The 11,396-nt window shown below is 70.1% G+C and carries 10 protein-coding genes; 6 read left to right on the forward strand and 4 right to left on the reverse strand.

Going from position 1 to position 11,396, the window contains the following annotated elements:
- Nucleotides 1-329 precede the first annotated feature (329 nt).
- Entirely contained in the window at nucleotides 330-2,168 is a 1,839-nt protein-coding gene (locus tag ACWEKM_RS22950; protein WP_451623055.1) for a hypothetical protein, read from the reverse strand.
- 136 nt (nucleotides 2,169-2,304) lie between these two features.
- On the reverse strand, nucleotides 2,305-2,514 hold the full coding sequence (locus ACWEKM_RS22955) for a hypothetical protein (protein ID WP_451623056.1): 210 nt from the start codon (nucleotides 2,512-2,514) through the stop codon (nucleotides 2,305-2,307).
- A gap of 141 nt (nucleotides 2,515-2,655) precedes the next feature.
- On the opposite strand from ACWEKM_RS22955, the gene ACWEKM_RS22960 reads away from it, so the two are divergent.
- A complete protein-coding gene (locus tag ACWEKM_RS22960) occupies nucleotides 2,656-3,630 on the forward strand; it encodes a carbohydrate kinase family protein (RefSeq protein WP_451623057.1) in 975 nt (324 codons plus the stop codon).
- Here ACWEKM_RS22960 and ACWEKM_RS22965 read toward each other — a convergent pair whose 3' ends face one another.
- Nucleotides 3,631-5,016 (reverse strand): aminotransferase class V-fold PLP-dependent enzyme, encoded by a 1,386-nt coding sequence (locus ACWEKM_RS22965; RefSeq protein ID WP_451623058.1) that lies wholly within the window; start codon nucleotides 5,014-5,016, stop codon nucleotides 3,631-3,633.
- 584 nt (nucleotides 5,017-5,600) lie between these two features.
- On the opposite strand from ACWEKM_RS22965, the gene ctaC reads away from it, so the two are divergent.
- The 4 genes from ctaC to ACWEKM_RS22985 all read left to right on the forward strand — a co-directional run bounded on the left by ctaC (nucleotide 5,601) and on the right by ACWEKM_RS22985 (nucleotide 10,109).
- A complete protein-coding gene (gene ctaC, locus ACWEKM_RS22970; protein ID WP_451623059.1) occupies nucleotides 5,601-6,560 on the forward strand; it encodes an aa3-type cytochrome oxidase subunit II in 960 nt (319 codons plus the stop codon).
- Entirely contained in the window at nucleotides 6,557-8,293 is a 1,737-nt protein-coding gene (gene ctaD, locus ACWEKM_RS22975; RefSeq protein ID WP_451623060.1) for an aa3-type cytochrome oxidase subunit I, read from the forward strand. The genes ctaC and ctaD overlap by 4 nt, the downstream gene beginning before the upstream one ends.
- Nucleotides 8,290-8,688, forward strand: a complete 399-nt coding sequence (locus ACWEKM_RS22980; RefSeq protein ID WP_451623061.1) for a cytochrome c oxidase subunit 4 — start codon at nucleotides 8,290-8,292, stop codon at nucleotides 8,686-8,688. Before ctaD ends, ACWEKM_RS22980 begins: the two co-directional genes overlap by 4 nt.
- Nucleotides 8,689-8,822: 134 nt before the next feature.
- On the forward strand, nucleotides 8,823-10,109 hold the full coding sequence (locus tag ACWEKM_RS22985; protein WP_451623062.1) for an Ig-like domain-containing protein: 1,287 nt from the start codon (nucleotides 8,823-8,825) through the stop codon (nucleotides 10,107-10,109).
- Nucleotides 10,110-10,217: 108 nt separating this feature from the next.
- Here ACWEKM_RS22985 and ACWEKM_RS22990 read toward each other — a convergent pair whose 3' ends face one another.
- Nucleotides 10,218-10,619, reverse strand: a complete 402-nt coding sequence (locus tag ACWEKM_RS22990) for a hypothetical protein (protein WP_451623063.1) — start codon at nucleotides 10,617-10,619, stop codon at nucleotides 10,218-10,220.
- 145 nt (nucleotides 10,620-10,764) lie between these two features.
- On the opposite strand from ACWEKM_RS22990, the gene ctaE reads away from it, so the two are divergent.
- Nucleotides 10,765-11,385: an aa3-type cytochrome oxidase subunit III gene (ctaE, locus tag ACWEKM_RS22995; RefSeq protein ID WP_451623064.1), complete on the forward strand. Its 621-nt coding sequence runs from the start codon at nucleotides 10,765-10,767 to the stop codon at nucleotides 11,383-11,385.
- The last annotated feature ends 11 nt before the right edge of the window (nucleotides 11,386-11,396 follow it).

Raw genomic sequence — 11,396 nt, forward strand, 5'->3', positions numbered from 1 at the left:
GCACATCCGGCAGCGCCCCGAAGGGGGCGCGGGGCTGTATCGACATGCGGCTCCGCCGCGGTGGGGGTCTCCCCTGTTCGAGCGGAGCCGAGGACTTGGGGGAGCGACCGGCCACGCTGCGCCCGCGCCCGATCGACGAGCGCATCATGGTCGCCTCGGCGGAGCGTGCGGTGCGCACCGCGCCGGTGATGTCGGCAGCGCCCCGAAGGGGGCGCGGGGCTGTATCGACATGCGGCTCCGCCGGGGTGGGGGTCTCCCCTGTTCGAGCGGAGCCGAGGACTTGGGGGAGCGACCGGCCACGACGCGCCCGCGCCCGGCGGACAAGCGCATCACGGCCGACCCAGCGGAGCGCGCGGCGCGCCCTTCGGGATCGGCTCGCCGTCCGCGCCGACCACCTTCCGGCCGTCCAGCGGCGCATCCAGCGGGACCGTCTTCCGGTACTCCTTGGCGATCAGGATGCAGACCGTGTCCGGCCACGGCTTCTCCGTCACCGTGACCGTCACCCGGTCCGCGCTCTCCTTTGCCGACGCCGTGTAGTCGGCGCACACCCCGCCGGAGAAGCTCACGGTCAGCTCCGAGTCGTCGGCCGTGTAACCGTCCACCGTGACGTTCCGCGTCTTCGGGGCGGGCGCCGACTCCGCGGGCGGCGCGGGCGACGGGTCCGCCCCGCCCAGGTACGCGGGGTCCACCGCCGGATAGGTCACCGTGAAGACGTCCGGTGCACCCGCGCCCCGCACCTCAAACAGCCAGGACGGCACCAGCGTCCGCCGCCCCTCGACGAAGTGCGAGGCCAGCCCGAAGACCGCGTTCCGCACGGTCGCCGTGCCCGGCCGCGGCGCGGCCGTCGGCGCCTCGGCCGCGCACGGCTGCTCCAGCCGGTCCTTCAGCGGTACGGGGCCGGCGCAGCCGCCGACGCCCATGCGGTGGTCGGTCCGCGGTGCCGCGTTCATCAGGTCCAGCGTCCGCCGCGCGCTCAGCACCGGATAGGTGTCCCCCTTCTCCGGCGCCTTCAACAGCCCGCTGCCCGCGACCACTTCGCCCTGTCCGTTCACGGTCAGCCCGGTCGTCCAGCCGTGGGTGGGCCATCCGTCGACCACCGGATCGGCGTTCACCACCCGCTGGGCGCCCGCCACCCGGCTCGCGTCGATCTTCGCGTCGTCCTGGCCGAGCGCCTTCAGGACCGGCGCCGCCGCCTTCTCGGCGGCCGGCCCGCTCACCGGTTCGGCGGCCGGGTCGGCGGGGCTCTGCGGGCAGGTGGTGCCGCTCTTGCAGTTGTCGGTGCCGGACGCGGATCGCTGGAAGGTCCAGTTCCCGGGCGCTTCCTTGGCCACCCGCAGGCTCGGCCCGAAGCCGTCCCGCCCGGAGCCGACCCGCCAGCCCGCCGCGTCGGCCACCGGCCTACCGTCCACCCCGAGCGCCGTCGCCAGCCCGGCCACCTGGTCCGCGCCGACCTCGCCCGCGGGCCGGTACACCGGTGCCGAGCCGGGTCCGTCGGGCAGCGAGCCGCTCGCCTCGTACGTCATGCCGTACGGATCGGGCTCACCGGGCGCGATCCCGTTCGTACCGCCCGGCGACGCCGACGAGCCCGCCGCGGGCGCCGTGTACCCGTCCAGCGCGAGCCGCGGAGGTGCGCCGTCGGCACCGAGTGCCGGGCCCGAACCGCTGTCCGAACCGCCGCCCGCGCCGCCGTCCGCGGTGGCGGCCACATAGGCCCCACCACCCCCGACCAGCAATACCGCCACCGCGACGGAGGCGACCACCACGGGAAACCGCCGCCACCCGCTGCCGCCGTGCACGTCCTGCTCGTCCCGGGACGCGGTGGTCGTCGCGGGCGGCTCGTCGTGCCGTGGCCGCGCGGAGGGCGCCGACTCTCGCTCCGGGGCGGGCCCGCCCACCGCCCGCACCGGTTCCGCTTCCGCCACCGGTTCTGCTTCCGCCACCGGTTCTGCTTCCGCTTCCGTCACCGATTCTGCTTCCGCTTCCGTCACCGATTCGGGTTCCGGTTCCGTCACCGGGGTGCTCCCCGCCCGCGCCGCCTCCTCCACGGTGGTCTTCTCGTCCCGGGGCGCGGCGGTCTTCTCCTCCGCGGCCCTCTCGGCGGTACCCGCGGTGGCGTCCTCGTCGTCCCGTTCGGGGGTGTCGGGGGTGTCGGGTCGCTCGGTGTTCACCGCATCGCTCCTTGATGGGTCGTATCCCGCATCCCCTTTCGAGGGGACGGCGATGGGACGCGGAACGGGAGCGCGCGGTTCCCGCGGGCGCGCGCCGGGTCCGTCCGGTCGCGCGCCGCCGCGGGGCGGCTCAGGCTCAGTCGCCGTAGTCCGACATCGCGTCCAGCAGCCGGGCGGAGCGCGGCGGGACGGTCACCCCGTGGATGAGCGACGGCGGCACCGGACGGGTGTCGGTGTCCCGGGGCGCGGCCCAGTGCGGAGCCATCCGGGCGCAGTCGCCGCGCAGCGAGGCCAGGTCTCCTTCGAGATCGGCCGGGGCGGTGGAGTGGACCTTGAGGTTCGTCATGAGGACACCGTAGGCAGGCTCGAATGTGCGGAGAAGAAGCGGAGAAGGAACTGCTATCGGCTATTTTCGTCGACTTCAGCGCCCTGTGCGAACCGGGTAGCGTGAACTGTCAAACTGCCTCCCTCCAGGAGAGTCCTCGCCGTGCGCATCGCAGTCACCGGCTCCATCGCCACCGACCATCTCATGACGTTCCCCGGTCGTTTCTCCGACCAGCTCGTCGCGGATCAGCTGCACACCGTCTCGCTCTCGTTCCTGGTCGACAACCTCGACGTACGCAGGGGCGGGGTCGGCGCGAACATCGCCTTCGGCATGGGACAGCTCGGCACCCGGCCGATCCTGGTCGGCGCGGCGGGTTCCGACTTCGACGACTACCGCGCCTGGCTGGAGCGGCACGGCGTGGACACGGACTCCGTGCACATCTCCGAGACCCTGCACACCGCGCGCTTCGTGTGCACCACCGACACCGACCACAACCAGATCGGCTCCTTCTACACCGGCGCGATGAGTGAGGCCCGCCTCATCGAGCTGAAGACCGTCGCCGACCGGATCGGCGGCCTCGACCTCGTGCTGATCGGCGCGGACGACCCGGAGGCGATGCTCCGGCACACCGAGGAGTGCCGCTCCCGGGACCTCCCGTTCGCCGCCGACTTCTCCCAGCAGATCGCCCGCATGGACGGGGAGGAGATCCGGACGCTGCTGGACGGCGCCACGTACCTGTTCTCCAACGCCTACGAGAAGGGCCTCATCGAGTCCAAGACCGGCTGGAGCGATGAGGAGATCCTCGGCAAGGTCGGCCACCGGGTCACCACGCTCGGCGCCCGCGGCGTCCGCATCGAGCGGGCCGGCGGCGAACCGATCGAGGTCGGCTGCCCCCAGGAGGAGCGCAAGGCCGACCCCACCGGCGTCGGCGACGCGTTCCGCGCCGGCTTCCTGTCCGGTCTCGTCTGGGGCGTCTCGCTGGAGCGGGCCGCCCAGGTCGGCTGCATGCTCGCCACCCTCGTCATCGAGACGGTCGGCACCCAGGAGTACCAGCTGCGCCGCGCCCACTTCATGGACCGCTTCACCAAGGCGTACGGCCATGACGCGGCGGCCGAGGTGCAGAGTCACCTCGCCTGACTACGTCACCCGGCGGACCACATAGGCCGAGCCGTGGTCCGCCGGCTCCGCACCCACGTACTCCTGCCCGCGCATCTCGCACCACGCGGGGATGTCCAGCCGGGCCGCCTCATCGTCCGCGAGCACCCGCACTTCGCCACCCACCGGCACCTCCCCGATGACCTTCGCCAGCTCGATCACCGGAATCGGGCATCGCTTGCCGCGGGCGTCCACGATCAGCGCCCCTGGCCGGGCCGGGGGCGTCACCGGCGCCGGCGTCGGCGCGCCGAGCTTCTCCCGCACCTCGGCCACCGCGCCCGGCAGCACCGACAGAAACCGCTCGACATCATCCTCGGCCGTCCCCGGCGGCAGCGACACCCGGACGTTCCCCTCGCTGAGCACCCCCATGGCCCGCAGCACATGGCTCGGCGTCAGCGTGCTGCTGGTGCAGGACGAGCCGGACGAGACGGAGAAGCCCTCCGTGTCCAGCGCGTGCAGCAGTGTCTCGCCGTCGACGTAGAGACAGGAGAACGTGACGATCCCGGGCAGTCGGCGGTCCGGATCGCCGACCACCTCCGTGTCCGGCACCGCCCGCGGCACTCGGGTCCGGATCCGCTCCGTCAGCTCCCGCAGCCGTGCCGCCTCCCGGCCGGCCTCGGCCCGTACCGCCCGCAGCGAGGCCGCCGCGGCCACGATCGCCGGGATGTCCTCGAATCCGGCCGCCCGGCCCGACTCCCGTTCGTCCGCGGGGCCTTGGGCCGCGAACCGCACGCCCTTGCGCACCACCAGCAGGCCCACCCCGGGCGGCCCGCCCCACTTGTGGGCGCTCCCCGTCAGCAGCGACCAGCCACCCTCGACCGGCCCCCACGCCAGCGACTGGGCCGCGTCCACCAGCAGCGGCACCCCAGCCGCCCGGCACGCCTCGGCGACCGCCGCCACCGGCTGCTCGGTGCCCACCTCGTGGTTGGCCGACTGCAGACAGGCCAGCGCGGTGTCCGGGCGCAGGGCGGCCGCGTACGCCGACGGGTCCACCGCCCCCGATCGGTCGACGGCCGCCCGGGTGACCGCCCCACCGTCCCGCTCGTGGACGTCGGCGGCATGCAGCACCGAGGAGTGTTCGACGGCTGACACGATCAGGTGACGCCCGGCCCGCCGCCGCCCGGCCAGCGCCCCCGCGACCCCGGTGTGCACGGCGCGGGTTCCGGACGAGGTGAACACCAGCTCGTCGGGACGGCACCCCACCGCCTGAGCGGCGGTCTCCCGCGCCGCGTCCAGCAGCATCCGCGCCCGCCGTCCCTCCCGGTACAGCCGCGCCGGATCGGCCCACCCCTCGTCCAGCGCGGCCAGCAGCGCCTGCCGGGCAACGGGATGAAGGGGAGCAGCGGAAGCGGCATCGAAGTAGGCCATACCGCAACGTTAAAACGCCCGCCACCCCCGACAGGGTCGCGGGGCTGCACCGACATGCGGCTCCACCACGGTGGGGGTCCCCCCTGTCCGAGCGAAGCCGAGAACGTGACGGAGCGATCAACCCCAACACCCCCGCACCCGACAGTCGACCCGAGGCCCCTGATAGGGGCGCGGGGAACTGCGCGACCAGCCACGACGCTCCTGCACTCGACAGTCGACGCGAGGCCCCTGATAGGGGCGCGGGGAACTGCGCGATCAACCACGACGCTCCCGCACTCGCCAGTCGACGCGAGGCCCCCTGATAGGGGCGCGGGGCTGTATCGACATGCGGCTCCGCCGCGTGGGCGCAACAAGCCACAACACACCCGCACCCGCAAACCGCCCCCGCCCCCCGAACTCGCCACCACCCCCCTTCCCCGCACGACCCGCGGCGCGTACGGCACCCTCCCCGCGACCCCCCGGAGGGGGTGGGCTAGGGTTTGGTCCGCATAAACATCCAAACCCCTGCCCGACGCAGGGCGGCGACCGACCAGCGAGAAGGCCGCAGCCGAACCGCGCGGGCGAGACTCTCGGGAAGGCGCTACGTGAGTCCCAACGGCTCCGACCGCTCGCCGCGGCGCCCGATGCGGCGGAAGCTGCTCCAGGCAATGACCGCGGGCCTGGTCCTGGCGACCGCTACCGGTTGCACATACAAGGACTTCCCCCGCCTTGGTATGCCCACCCCGACCACGGAAGAGGCTCCGCGGATCCTCTCCCTGTGGCAAGGCTCCTGGGCTGCCGCGCTCGCCGTCGGCGTGCTGGTGTGGGGCCTGATCCTGTGGAGTGCGATCTTCCACCGGCGCAGCCGCACCAAGGTCGAGGTTCCTCCGCAGACCCGGTACAACATGCCGATCGAGGCTCTGTACACGGTGGTCCCGATCATCATCATCTCGGTGCTGTTCTACTTCACCGCCCGGGACGAGACGAAGCTCCTGGACCTCTCCAAGAAGCCCGACGTCACGGTCAACGTGGTCGGATTCCAGTGGAGCTGGGGCTTCAACTACATCGAGAACGTGCCCGGTTCGACCGGCGACGCCAAGACCGACAAGAACCTGGACGCGGTTCCCAAGCGGTTCAAGGACGAGTTCCCGGCGAACGCCGGCGGGGTCTACGACGTCGGTACGCCGGGCACCCGGAACCCGCAGACCAACAACCCGGGTCCGACGCTCTGGCTTCCCAAGGGCAAGACGGTCCGCTTCGTCCTCACCTCGCGCGACGTCATCCACTCCTTCTGGGTGGTGCCGTTCCTGATGAAGCAGGACGTCATCCCGGGCCACACGAACGCCTTCCAGGTGACCCCCAACCAGGAGGGCACCTTCCTCGGCAAGTGCGCCGAGCTCTGCGGCGTCGACCACTCCCGGATGCTGTTCAACGTGAAGGTCGTCTCCCCCGAGCGCTACCAGCAGCACCTCAAGGACCTCGTCAAGAAGGGGCAGACCGGTTACATTCCCGCTGGCATCGAGCAGACGAGCCACGAGAAGAACCGGGAGACGAACAACCTGTGAGCATCCTCAACGAACCCCAGGGTGCCGCGGCAGCTGAAGACTCGTACGCGAACGAGCTGCCGGTCAGGCGCAAGCAGCCCGGCAACGTCGTGGTGAAGTGGCTGACGACCACCGACCACAAGACGATCGGGACGCTGTATCTCGTCACGTCGTTCGCGTTCTTCATGATCGGTGGCGTGATGGCGCTGCTGATGCGCGCCGAACTGGCCCGGCCGGGACTGCAGTTCATGTCGAACGAGCAGTTCAACCAGGCGTTCACGATGCACGGCACGATCATGCTGCTGATGTTCGCGACGCCGCTGTTCGCCGGCTTCGCGAACTGGATCATGCCGCTGCAGATCGGCGCGCCGGACGTGGCCTTCCCCCGGCTGAACATGTTCGCCTACTGGCTCTACCTGTTCGGCTCGCTGATCGCGGTCGGCGGCTTCGTCACCCCGCAGGGCGCGGCCGACTTCGGCTGGTTCGCCTACTCCCCGCTCTCCGACGCGGTCCGCTCGCCCGGCATCGGCGCCGACATGTGGATCATGGGTCTGGCCATGTCCGGCTTCGGCACCATCCTCGGCTCGGTCAACTTCATCACCACTATCATCTGCATGCGCGCCCCCGGCATGACCATGTTCCGCATGCCGATCTTCGTGTGGAACGTGCTGCTGACCGGTGTCCTGGTGCTGCTCGCCTTCCCGGTCCTGGCCGCCGCGCTGTTCGCGCTGGAGGCCGACCGCAAGTTCGGCGCCCACGTCTTCGACGCCGCAAACGGCGGAGCACTGCTATGGCAACACCTCTTCTGGTTCTTCGGCCATCCAGAGGTGTACATCATCGCGCTGCCATTCTTCGGCATCGTCAGTGAGATCATCCCGGTCTTCGCCCGCAAGCCGATGTTCGGCTACATGGGTCTGATCGCCGCGACGATCGCCATCGCCGGCCTGTCCGTGACCGTGTGGGCGCACCACATGTATGTCACCGGCGGTGTCCTGCTGCCGTTCTTCTCCTTCATGACCTTCCTCATCGCGGTCCCGACCGGTGTGAAGTTCTTCAACTGGATCGGCACCATGTGGAAGGGCTCACTGTCCTTCGAGACACCGATGCTCTGGGTGACCGGCTTCCTGATCACCTTCACCTTCGGTGGTCTGACCGGTGTCATCCTGGCCTCGCCGCCGATGGACTTCCATGTCTCCGACTCCTACTTCGTGGTGGCCCACTTCCACTACGTCGTCTTCGGCACCGTGGTGTTCGCGATGTTCGCCGGATTCCACTTCTGGTGGCCGAAGTTCACCGGCAAGATGCTGGACGAGCGCCTCGGCAAGATCACCTTCTGGACGCTGTTCATCGGCTTCCACGGCACCTTCCTGGTGCAGCACTGGCTGGGCGCCGAGGGCATGCCGCGCCGGTACGCCGACTATCTGGCGGCCGACGGTTTCACCGCGCTGAACACGGTCTCGACGATCGCGTCGTTCCTGCTGGGTCTGTCGATCCTGCCGTTCCTCTACAACGTGTGGAAGACGGCCAAGTACGGCAAGAAGGTCGAGGTCGACGACCCGTGGGGCTACGGCCGCTCGCTGGAGTGGGCGACGTCCTGCCCGCCGCCGCGGCACAACTTCCTCACCCTGCCGCGGATCCGCAGTGAATCCCCGGCATTCGACCTGCACCACCCTGAGATCGCGGCCCTGGAGGAGCTGGAGTACGCCGGTCACGGCAGCAGCGCCATCGCGGGCGGCAAGGAGGCCGGCAAGTGAAGATCCAGGGCCGGATGTTCATGTGGCTGAGCGTCTTCGTGCTCGTCATTGCGGTCGTCTACGGCGTGTGGTCGAAGGAGCCGGCCGGTACCACGGCGCTCTTCCTGGCCTTCGGCCTGTGCATCATGATCGGCTTCTACCTGGGCTTCACCGCCCGGCGGGTCGACGCGGGTGCCCAGGACAACAAGGAGGCCGACGTCGCGGACGACGCGGGCGAGCAGGGCTTCTTCAGCCCGCACAGCTGGCAGCCGCTCGCCCTCGGCGTCGGCGGCGCGCTGGCCTTCCTCGGGATTGCGGTCGGCTGGTGGCTGCTGTACTTCTCGCTGCCGATCATCCTGATCGGCCTGTTCGGCTGGGTCTTCGAGTACTACCACGGTGAGAGCCGCACCCAGTAGCACGTACCGAGCACGCACAGGAGCCCGGACCTCCGCACGGGGGTCCGGGCTCTCGTGCGTCGTCACGCCGGGGGCGTTCACCCGTACGGTTCACCCAGCGCGCCAGCATTGACGCGGCTCCGTAACGTGAGGCCATGAGCCACACTCCGTTCCCTAGCGGCCCCCGAGCCCGCACCCGCACCCGCACCCGCACCGTCGTCGGCTGCACGCTGCTGGTGACCGCCCTCGGCACCGGCGCCCTAGCCTGCGGCTCGCACAGCGACGACCCCCTGGCGGCCAAGCCCTACGACGCCGCGGAACAGATCTCCTTCAACGCCCCGAAGGACGCCGGGAAGAAGGCCGACCCGGACAAGCCCCTGGAAGTGACCGCCAAGAGCGGTCAGGGGCGCATCACGGACGTCACGGCCGTGGACGCGACCGGACGTTATGTGGCGGGCGAACTCACGGCCGACGGCAGCCGCTGGCACAGCACCTCCCCGCTCGCCGCCGACGCCCACTACACCGTGCGGGTCAGCACGGAGAACAAGAACGGTGCGCCCGGCCGCAAGACCCTCACCTTCGACACCAGCCGGCCCACCACCAAGAAGACCCTGGATGTCACCTTCGGCCCCGAGGCGGGCGAGTACGGCGTCGGACAGCCCATCACGGCCGAACTGAACGAGCCCATCAAGGACAAGGCACAGCGGGCCGTCGTGGAGAACGCCCTCCGGGTCGACTCCACGCCCGCCGCGCAGGGCGCCTGGTACTGGGTGAACGACAAGCTGCTGCACTACCGCCCCCAGGAGTACTGGCCCGCCCACGCCACCATCCAGGTGCACAGCAACCTGGAGGGCATCCGGATCGACGACCGGCTGCGAGGCGGCAAGGCAAAGCCCTTGAAGATCACCACGGGGGACCGGGTCGAGGCCCTCACGGACGCCACCGCGCACACCCTCACGGTCTACAAGAACGGCCAGGAGATCAACCAGATCCCGATCACCACCGGCAAGCCCGGCTTCGAGACCCGCAACGGGGTCAAGGTGGTGCTGGAGAAGGAGTACTTCGTACGGATGCGCGGCAGCACCGTCGGCATCGCCGAGGGCACCTCGGACTCGTACGACCTGCCGGTGTACTACGCGACCCGCGTCACCTGGTCCGGCGAGTACGTCCACGCCGCCCCCTGGTCCGTCGGTTCCCAGGGCTACGCCAACGTCAGCCATGGCTGCACCGGTATGAGCACCGGCAACGCCAAGTGGTTCTACGACACCGTCCGCCCCGGCGACATCGTCAAGGTCGTCAACTCCAACGGCGACGAGATGGAGCCGTTCGACAACGGTTACGGCGACTGGAACATCGACTGGACCAAGTGGCGCACCGGCAGCGCCCTGACCTCCGGCTCAAACCACCAGAACGCCCCCCAACTGGAGCCCAAGGCCCTGTGACCCACGAGCCCCGCGCCCCCAAAGGGGCGCGGGGAACTGCGCGAGCGACCACGACGCCGCCGCAGTCGACCGACGGCCCACACGGCCACGGCCCAACCAAGCGGAGCGCTACACGCTGAGCAGCCGCGCCCGACGCAGCAGCGAGGCGAGCGCCGACGCGAACTCCACCGGGTCCACCGGCAGGGTCACCGCGGCATCGGCCCGGCTCCAGGTGGCCAGCCACGCGTCCTGGGGCCGCCCCATCAGCAGCAGCACGGGCGGGCAGCCGAACACCTCGTCCTTGATCTGCCGGCAGACCCCCATGCCGCCCATCGGCACGGCCTCACCGTCCAGCACACAGACGTCGATCCCGCCGCGGTCCAGCTCGCGGACGACGGCGGCCGGGGTCGCGCATTCCACGAACTCGACCAGGGGGACATCGGGGGCCGGCCGTCGGCCGGTGGCCATCCGTACCTGCTCGCGGGTGGTGGAGTCGTCGCTGTAGACCAGCACCGTGGCGGTCGGCTGCATTGTTCCTCCGAGACGTCTGCGTCGTGCGGACAAGGCCGTTGGGGCGGATGTTACTCCCATGAACACCACGTCAACACCGGTATGACAGGGGCAGACACTCCGAACGGCACCCCCGGGAGTGAGGGCGGGATAAGCGCCCGACATAATGTCGGGCGTGGCGACAGCAACGACAGTAGAAACCGGGCACGCGCACCCGTCGGTCAACCGGCCGAACCTCACCAGCGTCGGAACCATCATCTGGCTGAGTTCCGAGCTGATGTTCTTCGCGGCCCTCTTCGCGATGTACTTCACCCTGCGGTCGGTGACGGGACCGGCGCACTGGAAGTCGATGGCGCACGCGCTCAACGTGCCCTTCTCGGCGACGAACACCACGATCCTGGTGCTCTCCTCGCTCACCTGCCAGCTCGGTGTGTTCGCCGCCGAGCGCGGTGACGTGAAGAAGCTCCGCGGCTGGTTCATCGTCACCTTCGTGATGGGTGCGATCTTCGTCGGCGGTCAGATCTACGAGTACACGGAGCTGGTCAAGAAGGACGGGATCTCCCTGTCCTCCGACCCGTACGGTTCCGTGTTCTACCTGACCACCGGCTTCCACGGCCTGCACGTGACGGGCGGTCTCATCGCCTTCCTGCTGGTCCTCGGCCGCACCTACGCGGCGAAGAGGTTCACGCACGAGCAGGCGACCGCCGCCATCGTCGTGTCCTACTACTGGCACTTCGTCGATGTCGTCTGGATCGGCCTCTTCGCCACGATCTACTTGATCAAGTAAATCGGCGCGCC

Source organism: Streptomyces sp. NPDC004752 (assembly GCF_053601275.1).

Coding starts and splice junctions, on each gene's coding strand:
- ACWEKM_RS22955 (WP_451623056.1), bottom strand. CDS start 2,514: ATGACGAACCTCAAGGTCCACTCCACCGCCCCGGCCGATCTCGAAGGA.
- ACWEKM_RS22965 (WP_451623058.1), bottom strand. CDS start 5,016: ATGGCCTACTTCGATGCCGCTTCCGCTGCTCCCCTTCATCCCGTTGCC.
- ACWEKM_RS22985 (WP_451623062.1), top strand. CDS start 8,823: ATGAGCCACACTCCGTTCCCTAGCGGCCCCCGAGCCCGCACCCGCACC.
- ACWEKM_RS22990 (WP_451623063.1), bottom strand. CDS start 10,619: ATGCAGCCGACCGCCACGGTGCTGGTCTACAGCGACGACTCCACCACC.
- ctaE (WP_451623064.1), top strand. CDS start 10,765: ATGTCGGGCGTGGCGACAGCAACGACAGTAGAAACCGGGCACGCGCAC.